Origin of the sequence: Paenibacillus assamensis DSM 18201, assembly GCF_000422445.1 — a bacterium.
Taxonomy (GTDB): Bacteria; Bacillota; Bacilli; order Paenibacillales; family Paenibacillaceae; genus Paenibacillus_B; species Paenibacillus_B assamensis.
Genome location: NZ_AULU01000010.1, coordinates 76,644 through 98,993, shown reverse-complemented (window position 1 = coordinate 98,993; position 22,350 = coordinate 76,644). Strand labels below are relative to the sequence as shown.

Below are 22,350 nucleotides of genomic sequence, written 5' to 3'. Positions count from 1 at the left end.
TTAGAAGAACTTCCCTTTGCGAAGCGCCAAAGAAATACCGCCAATGATGAACAACCAGCGAATATCGATTACTTTTTTCAATTGTGCTGCCAAGAAGCCTGTAAGCTTCGTATTGCCGACAACACCAATCGCTTGGCCTTTACCCAAAGATGCCACTGTACCTTTGTTATGGAACGTGAACGTCTTGAGTGGTTGCTTACGAATGGAAGCAACGATATTGCTTGCTGCAACAGGTCCTTGCTGCATCGCCATTTGAGCTGTTGGCGGATAAGGACGGTCGATAGCTGTATTGATCATCAAAGAGTTGTCTCCGATAATGTATACATCTTCATATCCTGGAGCACGCAAATGCTCATCCACTTTAACACGGCCGCGCATTGCTTCGAAGCCAGCTTGCTCGATCAAACGGTTACCACGTACGCCACCTGTCCATACAACAGTAGCAGATTTGATCTCTTCTTCAGTAGCCAAAAGTACGCCTTCTGGTGTGCACTCTTTAATCGCAGTAGCGAGTTTGAACGTTACACCTTTGTCTTGAAGCACTTTCATCGCATAGTCAACCAATTTAGGGTCGAAGCCAGGAAGAGCTGTTGGAGCTGCTTCAATGTTGTATAATTTAACCAAGGAACGGTCGATGTTATGCTCACGGCAAAGCTCAGGAATACGATCTGCTAGCTCACCAACGAACTCGATACCCGTGAAGCCTGCACCACCGACAACAAATGTCAAACGATCAACACGAGTTTGATCTTGTTTGAACAATCTGAATTGCTCTTCGATATGCTCACGAATTGCTTTAACAGAGTTGATGCTGCGGATAATCATTGCATGCTCAGCCAATCCTGGAATGCCGAACGTTTCCGGCTCGCCGCCAAGACCGATAACCAAGTAGTCATAGGACAAAGCGCCATCTTCAAGAATAACCTTCTTCTCTTCAGGACGAATTTCTTGAACAGTAGACTTCACGAAATCAATTTTGAATTCATCAATCAATTTTGTAATTTCTACATAGGAGTTCTCCAACTTGTCCGTACCAGCAGCTGGCATGTGGAGATGAGTTGTGAAGTAGTGATACTCATGTTTGCTGACGAGTGTTACATCAGCCTCGTTATAATTCAATTCTTTTTGCAGACGCTTAGCGGCCATAAGACCACCGTAGCCTGCACCTAAAATAACAACCTTAGGAATATGGCTCATTATTGTCTCGTCTCCTTCCATGTTCGATTCGGCTGAGCATCTCTGTTGCTGCATCATTTGCCCGATATATTAATGTGTGAAAAACACCACATAAACGACTACAAAAATTCATGGTCCTGTAATATGTCAGGCTTACAGTATTACATCGATCACATACAACACCGAACGATCCCGATACGATATATTGGGGTAGTACATACAATTTTCATCATTCGTGAAAATTGCAAATCTAACTGCAATCATAACGATTTTCTACTGAAAATACAAGGAAAAAATGATCCAACACATTTTTGTAAGCGCTTTAAATAGGAGCTTATTAATAAATTGTAACCCATTTTTTATTTGAATACGTTGTCATGATATAGCTTTTGCACGATTGAAGGTTTTTATTTCGGGGTGTACCTGCATATTATGTAAATGTGCCGTTTGATAATTAAAACGATAGGATTATAATAAATACATATTTATATCTTAACCAATGTGTATCCATATTTATGGTCACCCACTATTTGGAGGTGTGCAATTTGACGACAACATCTACGCATCAAGATATAACAGACATCATTATCATCGGCGGCGGGCCTGCAGGTATGTTTGCAGCTTTCTACGGTGGAATGAGGCAAGCATCAGTACGAATTATTGAAAGTATGCCCCAACTTGGCGGACAGCTTGCTGCTTTATATCCGGAAAAATATATTTATGACGTTGCCGGCTTCCCTCAGGTTACTGCTCAACAATTAGTAGATCGCCTCAAGGAACAAATGGATCACTTTAATCCTGACGTACGTCTTGAGGAGAAAGTACTTCTCGTAAATAAACTCGATGAGCGGTTATTCGAGGTCAAGACAGATAAGGAAACGCACTACGCACGTGCTGTAATCATTACAGCTGGTATCGGCGCTTTTGAACCACGTAGACTCGACTTGCCTAAAGCAGCTGCATTTGAGAAGACGAACCTTTACTATTTCGTAAATGACTTGCAAAAGTTTAAAGGACAGAAGGTTCTCATTAGTGGTGGCGGTGATTCCGCTGTAGACTGGTCACTTATGTTGGAGCCTATCGCTGAACAAGTTACTCTTATTCACCGTCGAGACAAGTTCCGTGCCCATGAGCATAGTGTTGAGCAATTGATGAACTCCAAAGTTAATGTGGTTACACCTAAAGAAATCGTACAGCTGCATGGAGAAGAACGCATTGAGCGAGTAACGATTAGTGATGTAAAAACAAAAGAAACGACTGATATTGAAGTGGATGCGGTTATCGTCAATTTTGGATTTGTATCTTCATTAGGGCCTATCTCAGATTGGGGAATACATATCGAAGGCGGTTCAATCGTGGTCGATTCACGTATGGAAACGAATGTGGCAGGAATTTTCGCAGCAGGGGATGTTACCACTTATCCGGGTAAATTAAAGTTGATCGCGGTCGGCTTTGGTGAAGCACCTACTGCTATTAACAATGCAAAAGTTTACATTGACCCTACAGCTAAGCTCTCGCCAGGACACAGCAGTAATATGAAACGCTAAGCCTATACCAGCCAGTCCATAAGAGACATGCATAAGAAAGCTTTACGCCTTCACTCTCATAATAAGCATAAAGGAAGGGTATCCTACTCCATATATCTATGTGTGGAGGTAGATACCCTTGTTTAATGTTTGTCCACTATGCAACGGCTTCATCAGTCCGGAATGGTTATGCCCTAACTGCTTGAACCCGGCCGTCGATTGCGGCAAACGAGATGACTATACTGGACCGTATGAACCTTATCAAGAGTTGCCGTCAGTACCATCTCCTGCATTATCAAATGCCACCATCACAGGAGAAGACAACAACGGAGTCTGCCTGCATTTGTTCTATTGTGCATCCTGCCAAAACCTCTCTTACGTAAATGGTCATACATTCGAGGACGGGCAGCATAACATATAGAACAACAGGATTCTCTCTATTGGTAAATGTGAATCATGAGGATTAATGATACTGCGGGATGGTCGGACGAAGACGGCGTCTTTGCATTTCCGCGAGCAACAATGCAATGAATTCTTCATCCAACTGCAAACGTACCGCTTGAGAATACGATTCAAAAAGCATCTCATCGGAAAGTAATGCCATCACAACCACAACCTTTCCTCATATTTCCTTGCAAATTCACTATAGCACGGTCTTATTTCTCAGAACAAGCGTTCTGTTATCCACAGCAAATTGTGGAAAAATTGTGCATACGATGTTGATAACTGTCGGAATCGCCCATCCAGCAGGTGGTATAATGTGGATATTTATATTCACATCATTTTTGCTGCTTTCTTACATAAAAATGTTTAATCACTCTTCCATTCTATAAAAATAGAATCTATCAACTTATTTTGAAAGCTGATAGATTCCCTTTCTATTTCAAATTCTGTCTTCCCAACCTCATTACCGTGGCCTCGTATTTACTTCCAAAATCCATATGAACCCTTCTCGATCAATGCCATAATCAAATCCCAATCTACCTACACCAGGGAATTTCGATTCCATTATTTCACTGCAAATCCGAGTCAGCTGCTTCATTTCCTCCCTTTTCGTATTTACCACATCCTCAGATAGCGAGAGGCCGAGTGCCTCACTAGAAGTAAGCTGTGTACCGCCTTTACTTAAATTCGTAACGAATAGTCCATCTTTCGCTAATCGACCTACAATCGCCCGAAACACCCAAGTACTATCTTTCTTCACAACTTTGACCCTATAATCAATTGGCCTTCCTAAAATAGTAGCCAAATGAATACCTTGCTGAATCAAATACTTACGCTTCTTTTTAGCTTTACCTAAAGCTCGAGCAAGAGTCTGAAAAGAAGAAAAAGTTCGCGTACTTGATAACGAGGTAAAGGAGTAGAAACTATGTGTTTTCGTGACTTTTATAACACCGTAACCACCACCACCTACGACTGGCTTAATTACCACAAACCCAAACTCATTCAACATCTGCAGCAAATGTGCTGGCGAATACATACGAGTTAGTGGTATGTGCGAGGCTACACGAGCATCGGATAGAAGCGCCTCTGTCTTCAACCACTTGCTGGCAACTTGTGTCCCTTCCATTCCGATCCCCCTTTCCCGTACCGTCATTCTATACAGTACTCAGTGTACATGCCCGCTTCTTGTACCCTAGTCCAAGTTGAGAGCCTATTTATTTCAGATGAACTTCGCTTCAATCATGTAATCAGGGATTGTCATTCCCAATATTAGGGTGGTATCGTAGAGTAGATAGTTACAATTAGGCTTAGTGAAGAATCTTGAATCCCTATTTCAAAATAACTTTTCATTAGCAAGGAGAGAACGAGATGGAGACAGCCGAACTTTTTCGAGTTTTATATTGGATTGCAATCGTGTCCATGTCCATTATATTGGTCGTTGTTAACGCGGGAATATTCATTATTAGCATTCGTTTTTTGCAGCAGCGCAAAATTGGTCTCGGTATCGGGGCTGGTTTGTTCTCTGTATTTTGCTTCTATCTCATTGTCATCATGCTGGGCAAAACATTCCCCGGATTGTTTTAGCCATACAGCCCGAATCGCTACAAACAGTATCGCTCACATTTAATTTTTAGCACAATCGTTATATAAAATAAGTGCATGAAAAATAGAACCTTACGTTCCATTCCTTCGGAACGTAAGGTTCTATCTCTTTATAACAACAATATTTATAACCCCATCGTTATCTATTAATACTCATCGATATCAAAATTAACAATTTTATCGAACGCCACATATTCCGTTCGTGCTTTGAATGGACCTAAATGCCAAGTTTTCACGAAACCATAACGTTCTGATCCTATCCCCGTTGCGCGTGCATCATACCAAGTAAGGAATGCATTTAACTGCTGTATGGTTAAATCATATTCTTTTACTTGTCCATTCATTAAGTAGAGTGTCAACAAACCTTTGGAATGATTGCCCGGCACTTCAGGCGGTACACTTTTAGATAAAACTAATTTCTCGGTTGTAGGGGTGTGAGTATGGCTTAATTCATGACCACCTATCGCATAAATGGTCCCATCCACTACCCCAGCGCCAAATGCCCATCTGGCATTAATCATTTCTGGACCCGTCGACCAACTATCCGTAGCAGGATCATAAATTTCAACGGTTTTAATCCCATTGAGACCAGAATTCATCAATCCACCTAAAACGTATATCTTTCCATCATAGACTACCGAGGCGGTTGTATCTCTTGGAGTAGGCATTCCATTTTTTACGGTCCAAGTGTCACTCTTCGGGTCGTATTCCTGTAGATCGTTGTAGTTAGGTTTGGCCTCTCCTCCGCCGATTGCATACATTTTTTCACCTACAACAGCTAAGCTAACAGCATGACGACCTCTTGGCAGAGAAGCTTTCGTCGTCCATATATCGTTAACTGGATCATACTCCTGCACAAGATTAGAGTTATTCGATCCACCTACTACATAGATCTTTCCGTTTAACTCAATAGAGCTTGTCCACACTCTTGCATAAGGCATATCTTTTTTGGCTGTCCATGTATCAGTAGCAGTGTCATACACCTCAACTTTTGCTGATGCTGCTTCTACTGCAGACTGACCCCCAAACGTATATATCTTACCTCCCACAGTAGCGGTACCGAAGTAAGCACGGGGAGTCGGCATACTCTTCTTATTAACAGACCACTTATCACTCTTCGGATCATAAGATTCAACAGTGCCATCAAATTGCGACCCTACTCCACCTAGGGTATAAATAACTCCATTTACTGTAGCTACACCACTACCACCTCTCGCGAGGCTCATATCTGAAACTCTCTGCCATTGGGAAGAAGCCGACGTTTCTTTTATTGATAAAGACGAAACAAATAGAATCAAACAAAATATTTTGAGTATTCTCCATTTTTTTATCTGTAACATATAAGCACTCCTCCTAAGTAATATAGTAAAATTTTACCGATCACATGGAGAAAAAACAGTCTGTTTCTTACGCTTCTATCAACGTAAACTGAAAGGTTAATGTCAGAAAAACATAGTATTATTGAAAATTTAACCGCTAAATAGCCCCCATCTGAAGACAGGCAACTGCTCATGATGGGAAATAACTATTCACAAAAAAATCTCCCCAGTAAGGGGAGATTTTTTGAAGTAACTTAATAAGTAATTGATCCTGTTGGGTGCAGCGTTGTTCCACCAATCGAAACTTTTATATGACTTGTTAACGGAACATCCGTTTCATGTATAACGGTTCTCCACCAATCCCATGCAAGACCTGTGCATTCTCTTGCTAGGATCTTTATATTTCTGGCGTTAGGTGGAAGTGGAATCTCTGTCGAGAAAGATGCTGTTTTGTTCCAGCCACTTTCTTCCCACACTTTAGAAGTGATAACTTCTTGTCCATTTGCATCATAAGTTACTTCGTCCCAAGACACTTCAAATTGAGCTACATAAGCACCCTTATGATTGAGCGTAATTTTACCCTTCGTATATTCAGTCGTTTTCGTCTCAATATACTCTGTGTTGTTGCGAACAGCAGCAACCGCATTGTCCTTTAGAAACACACTTGTATAGGAAATTGGGTAGGCTGGATTTTTGGGGCTAAATTGTGCATTGTCTTTAATAATATTTTGGATAACATTAAAGTCTTTTGTCACAATCTGATTATGTGTGTGCGCATCCCCACCCAATACAACAGCAGTAAAGGAACTGTTCTCATAAATATCTTTGTACTGTCCACTTGACTGCACGGAAGAATCACGAAGCAGTGCCTTAAATGCGGCTTGCACATCACTGCTCTTCGAAGTAGTCTCCAACTTTACATAAATGGTTCTGCCATAAGCAACATTGGATACCATAAGAGGTGGCGCATCATTGCTTACGCCTTTACGAACTAATTCGTTGAACGTCACATTTTGATCAAATAGATCTGATGGATTATTAGGAAGAGCTGCATTTACAGTATAGAAAATTTGTTTATAAGCAGCTACCATCACTTTTTTCTCGCCGCTTTCAACTGCATTAAAGTCAATGCCTAGCGTATTGTTAAGCACTTGAGCATTCACATTTAGCGCACTGGCGATTTGATTTTTGCTGTGAACCATAGATTCTGCATATTGCAGTCTTGCAGGTAATGTATGCGTGGATGAATATTTATCAACCCAAGTTGACACTAACTGATCAACTGCACTAGACACACTGCTGTAAGTTGGATGTTGAACGGTAATCGTATTTTCATTTTTCAACCCAGGTAAGTCGATGCTAATATCTAATGGTTTCCGTTTAGCCATAACCAAATCCGGTTGGTTATCCACGAACGATTGATTAGCAAGCTGGATGGCGCCTGGATACGTCCGATTGGTCATCGAATCAATAATAGATATATCTACTGGTGAAGTAGCGAGTGATTTTTTCTCACGTTCGACCACAATAAATGTACCATTTGATTGGAGACCTTCTTTTGGAACAAAGCTACTGATCTGATCGCCATTTACAGCCAATACTGCATTTCGATCATAATTCAGATTTGTGATACCGGTATCGATATCATGTAACTCATTCGCAGCTGCTACAGAAATGTTGGAATACGTAAACAAATGCAGCATAACTAATAAGCTAGCGAGCCATTTTGCTCCGTTTGCAAGTTTTGAAGTTTTCATACAAGACCTCCCCCTTTTTCTCTAAATATTTTGTAAAATAATAGTGTGCATTACACTAAATATATCGGTAATTTCACGCAAAAATATTATATTTTCCGATAAGGAGTGAGCTAATGCGAAAGAACGCTACTAGTAATTCTCTCCGTGCTACCAGCTGTCGTACTACAGTGGAGTACAAGCAAGAAGTTGAATGGGAGGTCGAAACAGGGAGACGGTTTTCACCTATACAGGTTAAAACATTTATTTATCGCATGAGAAGCGAGTAACGCGAAGAAACCCGCCAACGGATGAATTCCGCGAATTGGCCAATATAGTAGTTTACGTCCAGTTAATCAATAGGATATAATTACCACACAGTAGAAGGCTTATAAGGGCGGTCGGCTAGCCTCTCGGAAGGGAGGTGATGCGCGTGACAGTATTCGAAGCATTAACTTTGATGCTTGCGTTCGGAATGTTAATCATTGCGATCCTGTCGTTTAAACGCAAATAGACCGCCCCCTCGCAAAGGATCGGTCTATTCTCTAAAGCCGAATGTTTGCAGCCGACCGCTCTTAAAGCGGCTACTGCGGGAGTCGTGTTGACAGCACGACTCCTTTTATAGTTATATATTACCACGAAGGATATTATACGTCTACTTGCGGATACAAATTGAAAAGCATCCTATAAATGTGTTACGTTAAAACTTTTTTTTGTGTGCCATCGCTTATTTTTTGCGGTGAATTGGACGTCTTACTATCGAGGAGATACACCGCATTACTCGAGGTTTAATGTAGTATTACATCCGTTAAGCCTTCGCCAAACAACGTGTTGATTTCGTGCTGTTCATCCGTAAAAAGATACGCCACTTGTTCAGCAGTCGTCGTTCCTTGTTAACCGGCTTACATTAACGTTAGCCTATTACGAATGAAACCGGTAATCTCTTCCTACTTCTTCGGTCTTCCCTGGGAAATCGGCAATCTTCTGAATTCCACGGAGGTAGTAATGGGTTTAATTTAATTCTGCTCGTAGTATTATAGGAATTGTAAGAACGTTGAGAAGTGAGCTAATGCGAAAGAAAATAGGTGCCATGTGTGTTATTGCCGGACTTGGAATAGCAATATATTTTCTTATAGCGAGCAACCACGCTTCCGTTTTTCAACTTCCTACAATCGTAAATGACCCAATAACTAATGCCTAAATGCCTGTAAAAGAACAATATTTGATTAATGGTCAACCTGTTCCTTACCAAAAAGAAGTCATAGAAATTTCACAAGAAGAAGCAAAAAAATGGAGAGAACATGCAGGTTTATCGTCAGAGGATGTTACCGGAGGCATAATTGTCAGGATGAAATAAGAATAAGCCGTTCAAATTTGTATCTTTTATACCTAGGTCATCAATTAGTTACATGCAAACGACTATCGGATGTGATTACAGCTATATTGCAAGCGGACGAATGCTACGTTAAGTCCTCTAACGAGCGTCATAGACGTTATTTCTCTAAAATTGCCGGTATTAGAAATGTAACGGTTGCAGGTGAGCTTATCTAAGCTAAAATGGTCGCTAAACTCCCCATATCTCATAAATAAGCTCTCTGACACCCTTTAAAAATTAAAATTGGCCTTTTTCCACAAAATAGGCTCTACAGCAACCATTAACGCATGCCTATGACAGCATTACGCAGTACAACATGCGGAGTACAACACACAGAATACAGCACGCCAAACTTTAATATTTCCGTTAGCATTTAGAGCTTTAGTTAAAATTCAGAACTTTCGTTAGCTCTAATAACTCTCGCTGTTGCGCTTGTTGCATACTCATTACATTGTTGCATGAATGATATCCGTTAACACCACAAAAAATAGACCGGCCCTGTGGTCACAGGTATCGGTCTATTTTGACGTACTATTGCAGCCCACCGACGTTACAGCGGCTACTGCCAGAGTCGTGCCCTCAGCACGGCTTTTACTCATTTTTCAACAAAGCAATTAATCGTCACATTTCTCCGCTTTACCTTCTGCTAGTGCGGTACGGAAAGAAGCTCCACAGCCGCAAGTCGCTGTCGCGTTAGGGTTGCTTATCGTAAATCCGCCGGACATGCCGGATTCTTTATAGTCAATTTCCAAACCTGCCAAATGCGGAATGCTTTCTTTATCCACAACGACCTTCAATCCACCTGTTTCTACAAATACATCTTGGTCTGTTTCTTCATCATCTAGCCCCATACCATAGGAGAAGCCACTGCAACCGCCTGGATGAACACCAACACGCAAGAACATGTTAGGGTTTTCCTCGTTAGCGAGCATTTCTTTTATCTTCTCAACCGCGAATTCGCTGATTGTAATCATGCATATCCCTCCTCATATTTCTAAGTATAACCATCCTATTGCATCTATACAAGATAACCTCCGTCCATGGAAAATGATGTCGATTGTCTTTGCTGGATGTATTGCCCCCGTGTGAAGGCAGGGGTATAATGGAGAGGTATGTGATATGATTCACTGCATGCTCAAGAGGCTTCAATTTTTTATATATTGTATATGCAAGCCCATCGAATGAATGCATAGTGAGCAGTTCCGTATAACGTAACGATGTGCAATTATATACGACTTACTTTTCAAGAGGGGGGTACACCAATGATTCTTACACCAACAAGACATGCAGATCCACGTATGGCTGAAATCGCTGATAAAGTAGAGCGAGGCGAACGTCTAACCCTAGAAGACGGCGTGTACCTGTACCAATCGGACGATATTTTGACCCTTGGTCAGCTGGCGAATCTCGCCAATATGCGTAAGAACGGCAACAAAGTTTACTTTATCGAGAACATGTCTCTTTACTTCACCAATGTGTGTGAGGCGCACTGTGCTTTTTGCAGCTTCAGACGCGATGCTGATGCAGAAGGAGCCTACACCTTAAGCGGAGAGGAAATGATTGCCTATGTGGACCAGCATATTCACCCAGAAGTGCGTGAGTTCCATATCGTAGGTGGACACAATCCTAACGTACCGTTCCAATACTACGTTGATTCCTTGAAAACTCTTAAGGAACGCTATCCTCAAGTAACACTCAAAGCGTACACAGCAGCTGAAATCGACTTCTTTACACGCATAAGCGGATTAAGTATTAAGGAAGTTCTTACTACCCTTGTCGATGCTGGACTAGAATCGTTAACAGGCGGCGGTGCTGAAATTCTTTCTGATGAATATCGTAAAAAAATGCGTGTAGATAAAGCAGGCGTTGATCGTTACCTAGAAGTTCACCGCACTGCGCATCAGCTTGGCATCAAGACGCATACGACAATGCTTTATGGTTCGATTGAGACACATGAAGATCGTATTCGTCACTTAATCAAAGTTCGTGAACTTCAAGATGAGACCAATGGATTCCTTGTTTTTATTCCATTGTCCATGCAGCCAAAAAGCCCGAAAGCAGGCATCAAACGCCGCAACTCGGCTTATGAGGATCTCAAAACGATCGCGATTAGCCGCCTCATGTTGGACAACATCCAGCACATTAAGGCGTACTTCATAAATATCGGTACTCAGCTCACTCAGATGGCCCTTACATTCGGCGCTTCTGATGCACACGGTACGATTGTGAAAGAGCGTATCAGCCATGCCGCAGGTGCATTAACACCTGAAGGTTTGACGCGCGATGAGCTAATCTGGCTTATTCAAGGAGCAGGGCGCATCCCAGTTGAACGAGATACGTTCTACAATGAAATCAAAGTGTATGAGCCAAAGTCTAACAAAAAATAGCTACTATTAACCAACTTACAGATAGAAAAAGTCAGACACTTCACACAAGAAATCTTATGAAGCGACAGACCGAGTAAAGGATTCGTGGGTGGAGCCGTATCATGCTGTACATCAAGTTTCCCTGTTCTCATCATTGGGTGAACAGCGGACAGCACATATTAACGGCAACATAGGGGGATATCCGGATATGAAACGATTTGTAGTATGCGGCGGCGGCTATGGTGGACTTGCGATCATTGATCGTTTGCTGGCAGGCGGAATGCCTGAAGATGTGGAAATAGTTCTCATTGATCGTATGCCATTTCAGGGTTTGAAGACGGAATATTATGCATTAGCTGCTGGTACAGTAACTGATCTAGACATTCGCGTTGCTTTCCCGAAGAACGATCGTGTTCGAATACACTATGGACAAATTACAAGCATTGATCTAGACCATAAGCTTATTCATTTGCATGAAGATGATCCTATTTCTTATGATCAAATGGCTATTGCACTCGGCTGCACAGACCGCTACCACGGGATAACAGGCGCCGAGGAATTTGGTAATAGTATTCAATCCTTATCTAGCACTCGACGTACGTACCAATTGTTGAACGATATTAAGCCTTATGGACAAATGACGGTTGTCGGAGGAGGACTAAGCGGTGTTGAGATGGCTGCCGAACTGCGTGAGAGCAGGCCCGATCTCAACATTCGTATATTGGACCGCGGACCGCGTGTGCTGTCCTCATTCCCAGTGAAGCTGTCCAATTACGTCTCTGACTGGTTCATCGAACATGAAGTAGAGCTTCGCTCTCATATTAACGTGTGTCAGTTGGAGCAGGGCGTTATTTATAATAGACGCGAGCAGGATACTGAGGCGATTCAGTCCGACGTAACGGTATGGACAGCAGGTATACAACCGGTGAAAGTCGTTCAAGATTTGAACGTTCCAAAAGACCCGCAAGGTCGCGTAATCCTTAATTCCTATCACCAAATTGAACAATATCCTGAGGTGTTTGTCGTTGGCGACTGTGCCAGCCTGCCGTTCTCGCCAAGTGCGCAGGCAGCAGGTGCACAAGGCGAGCAAATTGCTGATGTCGCACTTGCCTTGTGGAAGGGTGAAACCCCTAAGCTTGGACGTATTAAGCTTAAGGGCGTGCTCGGATCACTCGGCAAGAAGTCAGGATTCGGCATGTTCGGCAAACGTCCTATGGTTGGATATGTACCACGGGTCATCAAAAGCGGCGTGCTTTGGATTTCCAAAAATCATTTCGGATAAGTCATCATATGTTTTTCTTACAACAATGGGAGCAAGTCGATGTTAATCTACATCGATTTGCTCCCATGCTTTTAGTTCTGCAATTTTTTCATTAATTTTTCCCGTTAGTAACTCTGCGCTCTCTGCAACGATAATTTCGCCTTCCACGTAAGCAAATGGAGCTAAATAACATTCACCACAATTACCAAGGCAACCATACTCCACCACATCGTAATCTGGATTTTGTTCAAAATGCTTCATTACTTCATCCGTGCCATGATGCATATTATTAACGCAAAATTCGATGATCGGCCTCACTGTATATCCCCCTTTTTGCGTGTATCTCTTTGATTTCATTTAGCTTTATAATATAATAAAAGCAGTATGTATGAAAGGAGTTGGAACAAAATGAGTGAACAAGTACAAGTCAATTATGACGACGTATTGGAAGTGTTAGATAAACTTCGTCCGTTTCTGCAACGTGACGGCGGCGATGTTGAGTTGGTAGACGTAGAAGACGGTATCGTTAAGCTTCGCCTTATGGGCGCATGCGGTAGCTGCCCGAGCTCTACAATTACCTTGAAAGCAGGTATCGAGCGCGCGTTGGTTGAAGAAGTGGAAGGCGTGAAAGAAGTCGTTCAAGTATTCTAAGTTGAATGTACTTCCATGATTCAGCATATGAATAAGAGGCTTCGACGAAGGAGTCATCCGAATATCTCGAATCGTCTCTAATGACGGTTCGAGATATTTTTGTGTGCACCCACATCGTGCCTAGCTTCGACAGGAGAGAACTATATGTTAAAAAATCCGTTATTTCTGTTGTTGGCCAGCCTTATTACCTTATTTATAGGTTGGTACATGGGATCAAGTACGATCGAAATTGTTGCTTCCGTTATAGGAATTATTAATGTTTGGCTTCTCGCAAGAGAAAAAGTACTTAACTTCCCGTTTGGCATCGTTGCAGTAAGTTTGTTTTTATACATATTTTGGGGACAAGGGCTGTACGCGCTAGTTGTTCTAAGTGCGTGCCAACTCATCTTTAATATTTTCGGATGGTACTACTGGCTTACGAATAAAGGAGAAGGTGACGTTCGCCCAACGGTTCGCCTAGATGCTAAAGGCTGGATTATTTATAGTTCTGTCATCCTTGTAGGCTGGCTTGCCTGGGGATACTATCAAGTTCAGTATACCGATTCTTCCCTCCCATACTTGGATGCACTAACTGCCATTCTCGGTCTTATTGCACAATTCATGCTCAGTAAGAAGATTTTCGAAAACTGGCATTTGTGGATTGCCTATAATATAGTTTCCATGGTCATTTACTCGATTTCAGGACTTTATGTAATGATTATTTTAGTAGTTATTAATTTGTTCATTTGCATCGATGGATTAATGGAGTGGAAACGCGGCTACATGCAGCGTACAGTAAAAAGCAACACGTAATGAAGTATTTTCTGCGTCATAAAACGAATCCCCTAGCTCCTACGAGCAGGGGATTCGTTTTTTGGCTGCGGCTCTCTTAATGTCTGCCCTTTACAACCTTAATATTCACATTGCTACTCACCATATTCCGAGCCTATTTCTTTCGGCACCCCCCTATCACCTTTAACGGAGCTGCTGGCCTACCTGTATCACCGCCGCGACATTACGTGCTGTACGTTCCAAATGAACAGCTGCCCGCTGGAGCGCTTCATCCAAGGTACATATTCCCGGAACAAGGGAAAATACGATATCGATACCGTGTTCGTGTACGACTTCATAATCTGCTCCTAGGGAACCTGCAATCGCAACCACTTTTACCTGATGTGCTTTCGCTGTCTTGGCAACACCGATCGGTGTTTTTCCAAATACCGTCTGGCCATCGATGCGCCCTTCTCCGGTTATAACCACATCCGCATCCTGCACGTGATTTGCAAGACCAGTTGCTTCAATTACGATATCCACACCACGCTTCAGCTCTGCATGCAGGAATGCAATTACACCTGCGCCAAGCCCACCTGCTGCGCCCCCTCCAGGCACTGTTGATACCTCCAACCCTAAGTCCGTGCTTATACATGCGGCCAAGTGCTGCAACTGTCGATCCAGCACTTCAACCATGACAGGAGTTGCTCCCTTCTGCGGACCAAACACCGCTGATGCTCCTTTTGGACCAATCATCGGATTGTCCACATCACAAGCAGCAATAAATGTCGTCTCCGCCAATCTCGGGTCTACATCATCAGTGATGATACGCTCGATTTGACCAAGATTTCCGCCACCTGCCAACACTTCATTTCCATTTGCATCAATGAATCGATAGCCAAGTGCTTGAGCCATGCCTACTCCGCCATCATTCGTAGCACTTCCACCGAGGCCAAGCATAATATGCCGCACACCTGCTTGCAGAGCATGACGAATGAGCTGTCCTGTGCCATATGTTGAAGTAAGGAGAGGATTACGCAAATCCTTTGGCACAAGAGCAAGTCCCGAGGCCGCTGCCATTTCGATAATGGCAGTCTTCCCATCGCCTAGCAGTCCGTAAAATGCCTCAATCGGCTGGCCCAGCGGATCCAATACACTACATGTAACAATACGCCCGCCTGTCGCATCTACAAGTGATTGAACCGTCCCTTCTCCGCCATCTGCCATTGGTACTTTAACGATTTCTGCCTGAGGATAGACTCGTCTAAATCCTCGTTCAATCGCTTCACAAGCTTCTAATGCAGTCAGACTTTCTTTATATGAATCGGGAGCTATTACTATTTTCATCTCTCACCACTCCTCCGCTATGCTGTCTTCATGCTATCTATCTACATGTGTCTACGTCTAAGTCATTCACACTTCATTTATAAAAACCAACCGAATACGCCATAAATCAATGTCGACACAAGTGCCAGCACCAATCCGATAGCTGTCTCATATGGAATGAGTCGAAGGCGCTCCTTCATTTGCATATTCACGCTGCCACCTGTCGCATGGAAGAAGCTCCCGTGCGGCATATGGTCAAATACCGTTGCCCCTGCATGTATCATTGCTGCTGCACCTAGTGATGCAATCCCTAGCTCCATAATCGTCGAGCCGAACACCGAACTAGCTACCGCTGTACCTGCAGTCGTCGAAGCCGTTGCCAGTGACATAAATGCACCACTGATTGGTGCCATCAAGTATGCTGGCAGCCCAGAAGCCGATAGGCCATTCGTAATAACATCCTTCAATTGCGAGTTGGAGATAATCCCCGCTAGTGTACCTGTTCCGATAAGCATCACGGCAACACCAGTCATTTTGTTAAGCCCAGCAATCGCATAGTTATTAATTTGTTTCCCTTTTCCCATCACAACCGCTCCTACTAAACCTCCAAGCGGAAGAGCAATCATCGGGTCAATCACGATACCGGCAAGCGGTCGAAGTGCAAGCAGTACAATGGCTACAACTGGAGCTACAATCGATGCAGCAAAGCTAGGAAGCTTGCTGTCTGTCTTGTCTGCTATTTCAGACAATGCGACCATAGAGCCTTTGTTAGTGAGTCGCTTCGCCAATACATACGTAATCGCAAGTCCAAATATCGCTGGAATAATTCCTGCTGCCATGACCGAAGTCAACGGTACATTAAATGCATCAGCTGCTGCAATCGCATTTGGATTCGGAGACATAATGTTTCCTGCTTTACCTCCTCCAATCATTGCGAGCAAAATAGCTAGCTTAGACAAATTCGCACGCTGTGCGATTGCTAAAGCAATAGGAGCTACCGTAATAACAGCTACGTCAATGAAGACGCCAACTGCGGTCAATATCATAGTTGCAAAGGCAAGTGCGAACAAAGCACGTGTCTCACCGACTTTTTTGACGAGCGTTTCAGCTATCGTCTTCGCTGCGCCCGATTCAATCAAGACACCCGCTAAAATACCGGCTGCTAATATACGAAGCACCGCTGGCATCATCGTCTTGGAACCATCCATCATGAGCGTTACGGTATCCACTAGACTAACTCCACCAACAACGCCACCCACTAGAGCACCAATCATCATGCCATATGCAGGCGGCACTTTACGCAAAATCAACAAAATAGCTACTACCAAAGCAGCCAATGCCCCGAGAACGCTTACAGAAACCGTCATAAGTCTCATCTCCCTATGCAAAATCTTGTCGTAATGTAAGAACAAAGAACTTTATGCTACAAATTAGAGATTGATTTATGTTACACATATAATGTAACTCAAAGATGTAAGCGCTTCATTGGGCAAAAAAATAAACTCCCCTCTGCTCACAGCACTATTTTTTGTGCATTTGAACAAAGAGGAGCAGCTCGTGAATCTGCTCTATATTGGCATCCTGATTTCCGATAAAAATTATACGCTAGTCGTACGAATATTCCCTTGTAGCTCATACAGCCAGTGTGCGCTAATGAGCGAGAATAACTCATCATAACGCTTCGGATCTTTACCTGTTAGCTCTTGAATACGCTGCAAACGATAACGCAGCGTATTGCGATGAATGACCAGCCTGTCCGACACCCGATTCAATTCTCCGTGCTCTGCAAAGTATACAATAAGTGTTTGGCGTAATTCCCCACTGCGATCAGCTTCTATAAAGGAAGACCATAATTGAACTAACTCATCTGTTACCCAGCTCGGGTTTACGTTGACCATCAATGCTTCATTAGGCAAATCCTCACTATAATAAACCGTTTGGTTAGGATTAATGGCTCTGCCTGCACGCATCGCATCCTCAGCCGACTGATAAGATGCGATCATACCTGCTATACCGCTGCCCGATCTCCCTACCGCGATTCGCATAGAAGTAATTTGTTGTTCCGCAAGCCAAGTTCGTATTTGATGAATGCCTTCACAAATATCTTCCCCAGGCTTACGTGTATGCTGCTTCTCTTTGAACAGTACAATTTGACGTACATTGCGGATCGCAATTAAACGAATCATCGAACGTTTCTCAAGCACACGGACAACTTGCTGCAGCGTTCCGATTGCTAAATCATGACTTTCTTCTTGCAGCTCTATTAGACAAGCCGTATGCACTTGGTTAACTTGAAAACCAATCCGTTCTGCCTGTGTACTCAGCGCCTCATGCTGTTCTTCTTTTGCATGTACGATAGATAATACGAAGTCCTCTTTGATACGCTTATCCCACTGCGCCTGCTCAATGAGGTATGCCTGCTCCAAATGCATCTCTGCTGTCATTTTTACAAGCTCGCCATACTTGGTTACTTCTCTAGGATCACCTGTAATGCCAATTACACCGACGATCTCTCCTTGAAAATAAATGGCCAAGTTCGTTCCAGGCATAACCCCTTGCAGCTTAAATGCACTCTCCTCATCAATCTCGAACCTTCCGCGACGTTGAATGGCAATAAGTGCCCCTTCATGAGACTGATGGAGCCGACTCCGATCACCTGAACCAATAATTCGGCCATTGTGGTCCATTACGTTCACATTATAACCGATAACATGCATCGTACGATCTACGATATTTTGTGCGAGTTCCTTCGTCAACCGTCCCATGTGAGACACCTCCATTTCAGCATCAGTACAGAATTAAGCCTATATTACGAAGCAGCTAAGCTTGCTTGTCGATCATGACACGAATTGGATCTAAGCCGCCAGATACATCAATCGTGTTGCCTGTCACAAAATCTGATTTATCTTCACATAAGAAACGAATCACTCTTGCAATATCCTCACCAGATCCCGGACGGCCTCGTGGTGAAGATTCATCTTCAATATGCAGAACCTCATCAATATTTTTTTCTTTATAGTCCCCACGGATATCACCAGGACAGATCATATTAACGGTAATGCCAAACTGCGCCTCTTCCACAGCTAAAGTCTTTGTAAACGATACCAAACCTACTTTGGCAGCAGCGTATACGGCGCGGTGCGGCCAAGATCTAGCCTCCGCAGCATGTCCAAATCCATAATGAATAATCCGCCCCCAACCCTTCTCACGCATCGAAGGCAATACCATATGATCAAGCAGCATAACACCCGTTAAATTTCCGTTAACTAAATATAAAATTTCTTCTCTCGAATAATCAGCAAAACGTTTACGCTCCCTTATAAAGGGACCTGCATTGTTAACGACAATATCCGGCATGCCAAATGTACTTTGCACAGTATCAATAAGATGTTCAATTTCATCAGGATTTGCAATATTAGCCTGTACACACATACACCTTACACCGAACGCCTCAATGTCCCGCTGAAGCTCCAGCGCTTGATCGGCACTATGCACATAATTGAGGATAATATCGCAGCCCGATTCAGCTAGCGTAAGTGCAGTCATCTTACCTAACCCCTTTGCGCTTCCAGTGATTAGCGCTACTTTCCGCTGTTGTTTCACGTCGATTCCTCCTTTGAGCACTACGAACGATGTCAACGATCAGTATAAAATATTTGCCAACTTAGAACAACATAACATCTGCTTGCGCCATCTTTATTTTCTGCCAATCATGAAAAAAGAGACAGATGCTATATCCGCCTCCCTCTGTTATCTATTCATATTCACGGATTGACACAACTATTCCGTCGTTACATGTAAATACTCCGTATCATTATAAACCCAATGCAAAAAGAAAAGATAAATATAGACTTGGAGCATATATAGCTGCCGTTCCCTTACTGGCTAATCTTGCATTTACTATCGTACAAGCTGTTACATCCATCGCGATTGCGAGATTTATAGATGAACAAAAACGGCTACAAGCAGCGAAAGTCGCTCGCTACCCAGCCATTAGGGACGAGCTGCTTTCCCAATAAACAAGGGGGGAGTGACGTGCCACCAGATCTGCATCCCGTCAAGTTGGTTGACCGCACCATTGCGGTTCCTAATCAAGTTTTGAAGTATACGTTTGTCATTTTTAATTGTGGCGATGAAGATGCGAACAATGTTATTTTTACAGACACCGTCCCTACAGGAGCTACCTTCGTCGCAGAAAGTTTCTGCTTAAACGGTGTAAACCTGCCACTTGCCGATCCGAATGCTGGTGTAAATATCGGTACCATTGTAGCAGGTGGATTTTCTACCGTGAATTTTCAAGTACGTGTAGATTGCCTTACGACAACTATACCGTTAATCAATCAGGCCTTTACCTTTGATGGAATTATTAACGTACCGAGCAACACGGTAACAACGTATGCCGTTGGAGCTAATCAAGCGTTACTGCTCATTGCATTAGAAGAGCTTAATATGGCAGAATTGATTAATACACAAGGTGAATTGATACAAGCTGCTATCCAAAGTTCTGCTCCAATTACCCAATTGCTTGAAGTAAACAACAATGCGGCAGCAGAAGTACAGCAAATAGCCGCTCAAGAATGTGAACTATTAGCTTTACTTCAAGGTGTGCTTACCTGCATCAATACAACACCGTAACTGGATTAAACATCGACACTTTCATCTATATCACTATATATGGTAGCAACGTAAAGAGGCAGCTTATGCTGCCTCTTTTACGTTCATCACTGATTCGTAATTATTACTCTACGAAATAGTCACACTATCGAAGCACAAGCTACACGGCACTCGTTTGACCACGCTTGAAGAGTGTAATTTGCTTCTTTCTTAAGATGCCGTCTACGCCTACTTTACCTGACTCATGCAAGGAAACGAGAACGAATAGCGATAAAATAATCATGACCGGATTCGCACTTACTGCTCCGCTCAAGACGAACGCAAAGTTCATAAAGAGACCGAAGAAAATCGCCGTTCTCGTAAACAGCCCAACAATCAAACCAATACCAACCAATACTTCACCAAGAGGTACGATAAAGTTAAATAAATCAACATTTGGCAGTGCAAACGATTCTAAAAATCCGCCCCACCAATCCGGGATGGTTGGTCTTTCGCTATTTGCATTAGCGATCGCGCCTTTCAATAAACCGCTGGAATCGAAGCTTCCGCTTTGATATTTCTTAATCCCTGCGCTGAGCCATTTCCAGCCCAAATATACTCGAACAAACAGCAGTACCCATTTTACAAACGGATTTGTACGTAAAAAATCAATCATTATTAATTCCCCTCTCCTCATTTGAAATTACAAAAGCTGAATAACCTAATTAGAAAAAGTAAATCACCTCATTTTATGGATATTTTTTTAGGCAATAGAAATCACATCGTTCAACCGCTTACATTTTTAATGTAATCAATAATCGTGATGAAAAATGAAATTGCTTCGTGATGAGAATTGAAGAGGTTAAAACGAATGTGGTAACAACAATAGGAATGCCTTACGTGGTTGTAACGAAAGCATGTATAGTTCTCGTTAATCGTTCGGCAGAACTAACTCAACTCACTTATAGCAGCATGTTCGCTATGACAGTTTCTAATTATGTAGTTCCGCCACTATACGTGTACAGTCGGCTGTATCACCCCTTTCAATCGTCTGCTTTACCTCGATGAACTTATAACGCTTTGCTTCTTTCCTTCATGCTACTCAAGATACCATCAGATGGATATATTTACAATATGACAAACGACACATATCTTCTTACTTCTTTAAGTTGGGCTATGCGAAACATGTTATCGGTTAGATTTTTGCGAGGAACGGTTAATATAAAAAGTCCCCGGCGCCGTAAGGCCCGGGGTAGAGTTTAGGAGGAAAGCAAGAAAACCTGTCATGCTAGTAATACGTTTCATTCCAGTACTTCAGTACTGCTTGTTCAAAAAAATTCTTTGAACGATATGATTAGAACGCAGGCAAGATAGCGCCTTTGTACTTATCTTCAATAAATTTCTTTACTTCGTCAGACTGAAGCGCAGCTACTACCTTCTTGATCGCTTCATTGTCTTTGTTATCTTCACGAGCTGTCAAAATGTTCGCATACGGAGAATCTTTCGCTTCAATTACTAGCGCATCCTTCAACGGATTCAGTCCAGCGTCGATAGCGAAGTTCGTATTGATCAATGCCAAGTCCACTTCAGGTAGCACGCGAGGAAGCATTGGTGCTTCCAGCTCTTTGAATTCCAAGCCTTTAGGATTGTCTACGATATCTCTAACCGTAGCAGACAAACCAGCGCCTTCTTTGAGCTTAATCAAACCTTCCTTTTCAAGTAGAAGCAAGGAACGTCCACCGTTCGTTACATCATTCGGAATAGCTACAACAGAACCATTTGTCAATTCCGCAACAGCTTTAATTTTTTGTGAATAAGCCCCGATTGGCTCCAGATGTACACTTCCAGCAGACACTAGCTTGAAACCATTTTTCAAGTTTTGATCGTCCATGTACGGAATGTGTTGGAAGAAGTTTGCATCCAAATGTTTCTCATGCAGTTGAACGTTTGGCTGAATATAATCTGTGAACGTCTTAATTTCAAGCTCGATTCCTTGCTCTTTAAGCTTAGGCTTAATATGCTCTAAAATTTCAGCATGCGGCACTGGAGATGCACCAACAACAACCTTCGTCGTTTGAGCAGCACCACTTTGAGCACCCGAAGTTGTATCTTTACTTTCACCTGGTTTGCTGCCACATGCAGCCAATACCGCTACTAAGCTAATTAACGTCAATACGATTGCCCACTTCTTCATTTTCATCTGCTCCTTCCAAATTCACAATGATTTA

Annotated in this window: 21 protein-coding genes; 8 read left to right on the top strand and 13 right to left on the bottom strand. The window is 42.8% G+C overall.

From position 1 onward, the window contains the following. The gene (locus tag H580_RS0106555) at window positions 1–1,197 is read right to left on the bottom strand and encodes an NAD(P)/FAD-dependent oxidoreductase (protein WP_028594068.1); all 1,197 of its coding nucleotides are present in this window, start codon (window positions 1,195–1,197) and stop codon (window positions 1–3) included. A gap of 494 nt (window positions 1,198–1,691) precedes the next feature. On the opposite strand from H580_RS0106555, the gene H580_RS0106550 reads away from it, so the two are divergent. Then, entirely contained in the window at window positions 1,692–2,723 is a 1,032-nt protein-coding gene (locus H580_RS0106550; RefSeq protein WP_211224390.1) for an NAD(P)/FAD-dependent oxidoreductase, read from the top strand. Between the two features lie 442 nt (window positions 2,724–3,165). Here the strand turns inward: H580_RS0106550 and sda are convergent, their stop codons facing one another. Both sda and H580_RS0106540 read right to left on the bottom strand, forming a co-directional pair. Further along, window positions 3,166–3,306 carry a sporulation histidine kinase inhibitor Sda gene (sda, locus tag H580_RS0106545; RefSeq protein ID WP_028594066.1) on the bottom strand — a complete coding sequence of 47 codons (141 nt, stop codon included), beginning with the start codon at window positions 3,304–3,306 and terminating at the stop codon, window positions 3,166–3,168. 303 nt (window positions 3,307–3,609) lie between these two features. Continuing rightward, complete coding sequence (locus H580_RS0106540) at window positions 3,610–4,272, bottom strand: YheC/YheD family protein (protein ID WP_028594065.1); 663 nt, start codon at window positions 4,270–4,272, stop codon at window positions 3,610–3,612. A 242-nt stretch (window positions 4,273–4,514) separates the two neighbouring features. On the opposite strand from H580_RS0106540, the gene H580_RS0106535 reads away from it, so the two are divergent. Then, window positions 4,515–4,730: a hypothetical protein gene (locus H580_RS0106535; protein ID WP_028594064.1), complete on the top strand. Its 216-nt coding sequence runs from the start codon at window positions 4,515–4,517 to the stop codon at window positions 4,728–4,730. Window positions 4,731–4,894: 164 nt separating this feature from the next. On the opposite strand, the gene H580_RS0106530 is transcribed toward H580_RS0106535, so the two are convergent. Next, complete coding sequence (locus tag H580_RS0106530) at window positions 4,895–5,974, bottom strand: Kelch repeat-containing protein (RefSeq protein ID WP_169449351.1); 1,080 nt, start codon at window positions 5,972–5,974, stop codon at window positions 4,895–4,897. Window positions 5,975–6,321: 347 nt separating this feature from the next. Beyond that, a complete protein-coding gene (locus tag H580_RS0106525) occupies window positions 6,322–7,824 on the bottom strand; it encodes a thiol-activated cytolysin family protein (protein ID WP_028594062.1) in 1,503 nt (500 codons plus the stop codon). Between the two features lie 403 nt (window positions 7,825–8,227). On the opposite strand from H580_RS0106525, the gene H580_RS26960 reads away from it, so the two are divergent. Next, window positions 8,228–8,314, top strand: a complete 87-nt coding sequence (locus tag H580_RS26960) for a putative holin-like toxin (RefSeq protein WP_225445992.1) — start codon at window positions 8,228–8,230, stop codon at window positions 8,312–8,314. Between the two features lie 1,475 nt (window positions 8,315–9,789). On the opposite strand, the gene H580_RS0106515 is transcribed toward H580_RS26960, so the two are convergent. Further along, window positions 9,790–10,149 carry a HesB/IscA family protein gene (locus tag H580_RS0106515; RefSeq protein ID WP_028594061.1) on the bottom strand — a complete coding sequence of 120 codons (360 nt, stop codon included), beginning with the start codon at window positions 10,147–10,149 and terminating at the stop codon, window positions 9,790–9,792. A 288-nt stretch (window positions 10,150–10,437) separates the two neighbouring features. On the opposite strand from H580_RS0106515, the gene mqnE reads away from it, so the two are divergent. After that, the gene (gene mqnE, locus H580_RS0106510) at window positions 10,438–11,562 is read left to right on the top strand and encodes an aminofutalosine synthase MqnE (protein WP_028594060.1); all 1,125 of its coding nucleotides are present in this window, start codon (window positions 10,438–10,440) and stop codon (window positions 11,560–11,562) included. A 187-nt stretch (window positions 11,563–11,749) separates the two neighbouring features. Beyond that, complete coding sequence (locus H580_RS0106505) at window positions 11,750–12,823, top strand: NAD(P)/FAD-dependent oxidoreductase (RefSeq protein ID WP_028594059.1); 1,074 nt, start codon at window positions 11,750–11,752, stop codon at window positions 12,821–12,823. Between the two features lie 42 nt (window positions 12,824–12,865). On the opposite strand, the gene H580_RS0106500 is transcribed toward H580_RS0106505, so the two are convergent. Next, window positions 12,866–13,120, bottom strand: coding sequence for a YuzB family protein (locus H580_RS0106500; protein WP_028594058.1), 255 nt, complete (start codon window positions 13,118–13,120; stop codon window positions 12,866–12,868). Between the two features lie 90 nt (window positions 13,121–13,210). Between H580_RS0106500 and H580_RS0106495 the strand changes: the two genes are divergently transcribed. Together H580_RS0106495 and pnuC are read left to right on the top strand one after the other, a co-directional pair. After that, the gene (locus H580_RS0106495) at window positions 13,211–13,453 is read left to right on the top strand and encodes a NifU family protein (RefSeq protein WP_028594057.1); all 243 of its coding nucleotides are present in this window, start codon (window positions 13,211–13,213) and stop codon (window positions 13,451–13,453) included. 144 nt (window positions 13,454–13,597) lie between these two features. After that, the gene (gene pnuC / locus H580_RS0106490; protein ID WP_028594056.1) at window positions 13,598–14,245 is read left to right on the top strand and encodes a nicotinamide riboside transporter PnuC; all 648 of its coding nucleotides are present in this window, start codon (window positions 13,598–13,600) and stop codon (window positions 14,243–14,245) included. Window positions 14,246–14,407: 162 nt separating this feature from the next. On the opposite strand, the gene H580_RS0106485 is transcribed toward pnuC, so the two are convergent. The 4 genes from H580_RS0106485 to H580_RS0106470 form a co-directional block, all read right to left on the bottom strand. After that, window positions 14,408–15,550 (bottom strand): glycerate kinase, encoded by a 1,143-nt coding sequence (locus tag H580_RS0106485; protein WP_028594055.1) that lies wholly within the window; start codon window positions 15,548–15,550, stop codon window positions 14,408–14,410. A gap of 77 nt (window positions 15,551–15,627) precedes the next feature. Next, entirely contained in the window at window positions 15,628–16,896 is a 1,269-nt protein-coding gene (locus tag H580_RS0106480) for a GntP family permease (RefSeq protein ID WP_028594054.1), read from the bottom strand. A 231-nt stretch (window positions 16,897–17,127) separates the two neighbouring features. Beyond that, window positions 17,128–18,294 carry a sugar diacid recognition domain-containing protein gene (locus tag H580_RS0106475; RefSeq protein WP_028594053.1) on the bottom strand — a complete coding sequence of 389 codons (1,167 nt, stop codon included), beginning with the start codon at window positions 18,292–18,294 and terminating at the stop codon, window positions 17,128–17,130. 55 nt (window positions 18,295–18,349) lie between these two features. Then, window positions 18,350–19,075, bottom strand: a complete 726-nt coding sequence (locus H580_RS0106470; protein WP_051217313.1) for an SDR family oxidoreductase — start codon at window positions 19,073–19,075, stop codon at window positions 18,350–18,352. A gap of 489 nt (window positions 19,076–19,564) precedes the next feature. Between H580_RS0106470 and H580_RS0106460 the strand changes: the two genes are divergently transcribed. Further along, window positions 19,565–20,164, top strand: coding sequence for a DUF11 domain-containing protein (locus tag H580_RS0106460; protein WP_028594050.1), 600 nt, complete (start codon window positions 19,565–19,567; stop codon window positions 20,162–20,164). A gap of 139 nt (window positions 20,165–20,303) precedes the next feature. Here H580_RS0106460 and H580_RS0106455 read toward each other — a convergent pair whose 3' ends face one another. Together H580_RS0106455 and H580_RS0106450 are read right to left on the bottom strand one after the other, a co-directional pair. Continuing rightward, complete coding sequence (locus H580_RS0106455) at window positions 20,304–20,801, bottom strand: DoxX family membrane protein (protein WP_028594049.1); 498 nt, start codon at window positions 20,799–20,801, stop codon at window positions 20,304–20,306. 675 nt (window positions 20,802–21,476) lie between these two features. Next, entirely contained in the window at window positions 21,477–22,316 is an 840-nt protein-coding gene (locus tag H580_RS0106450; protein ID WP_028594048.1) for a MetQ/NlpA family ABC transporter substrate-binding protein, read from the bottom strand. Window positions 22,317–22,350: the final 34 nt, after the last annotated feature.

What these genes read in the sequence shown, in the direction of transcription:
- H580_RS0106555 (WP_028594068.1), bottom strand. Translation starts at nt 1,197, where the DNA reads ATGAGCCATATTCCTAAGGTTGTTATTTTAGGTGCAGGCTACGGTGGT.
- H580_RS0106550 (WP_211224390.1), top strand. Translation starts at nt 1,692, where the DNA reads ATGGTCACCCACTATTTGGAGGTGTGCAATTTGACGACAACATCTACG.
- sda (WP_028594066.1), bottom strand. Translation starts at nt 3,306, where the DNA reads ATGGCATTACTTTCCGATGAGATGCTTTTTGAATCGTATTCTCAAGCG.
- H580_RS0106540 (WP_028594065.1), bottom strand. Translation starts at nt 4,272, where the DNA reads ATGGAAGGGACACAAGTTGCCAGCAAGTGGTTGAAGACAGAGGCGCTT.
- H580_RS0106535 (WP_028594064.1), top strand. Translation starts at nt 4,515, where the DNA reads ATGGAGACAGCCGAACTTTTTCGAGTTTTATATTGGATTGCAATCGTG.
- H580_RS0106530 (WP_169449351.1), bottom strand. Translation starts at nt 5,974, where the DNA reads ATGAGCCTCGCGAGAGGTGGTAGTGGTGTAGCTACAGTAAATGGAGTT.
- H580_RS0106525 (WP_028594062.1), bottom strand. Translation starts at nt 7,824, where the DNA reads ATGAAAACTTCAAAACTTGCAAACGGAGCAAAATGGCTCGCTAGCTTA.
- H580_RS26960 (WP_225445992.1), top strand. Translation starts at nt 8,228, where the DNA reads ATGCGCGTGACAGTATTCGAAGCATTAACTTTGATGCTTGCGTTCGGA.
- H580_RS0106515 (WP_028594061.1), bottom strand. Translation starts at nt 10,149, where the DNA reads ATGATTACAATCAGCGAATTCGCGGTTGAGAAGATAAAAGAAATGCTC.
- mqnE (WP_028594060.1), top strand. Translation starts at nt 10,438, where the DNA reads ATGATTCTTACACCAACAAGACATGCAGATCCACGTATGGCTGAAATC.
- H580_RS0106505 (WP_028594059.1), top strand. Translation starts at nt 11,750, where the DNA reads ATGAAACGATTTGTAGTATGCGGCGGCGGCTATGGTGGACTTGCGATC.
- H580_RS0106495 (WP_028594057.1), top strand. Translation starts at nt 13,211, where the DNA reads ATGAGTGAACAAGTACAAGTCAATTATGACGACGTATTGGAAGTGTTA.
- pnuC (WP_028594056.1), top strand. Translation starts at nt 13,598, where the DNA reads ATGTTAAAAAATCCGTTATTTCTGTTGTTGGCCAGCCTTATTACCTTA.
- H580_RS0106485 (WP_028594055.1), bottom strand. Translation starts at nt 15,550, where the DNA reads ATGAAAATAGTAATAGCTCCCGATTCATATAAAGAAAGTCTGACTGCA.
- H580_RS0106480 (WP_028594054.1), bottom strand. Translation starts at nt 16,896, where the DNA reads ATGACGGTTTCTGTAAGCGTTCTCGGGGCATTGGCTGCTTTGGTAGTA.
- H580_RS0106475 (WP_028594053.1), bottom strand. Translation starts at nt 18,294, where the DNA reads ATGGGACGGTTGACGAAGGAACTCGCACAAAATATCGTAGATCGTACG.
- H580_RS0106470 (WP_051217313.1), bottom strand. Translation starts at nt 19,075, where the DNA reads ATGACTGCACTTACGCTAGCTGAATCGGGCTGCGATATTATCCTCAAT.
- H580_RS0106450 (WP_028594048.1), bottom strand. Translation starts at nt 22,316, where the DNA reads ATGAAGAAGTGGGCAATCGTATTGACGTTAATTAGCTTAGTAGCGGTA.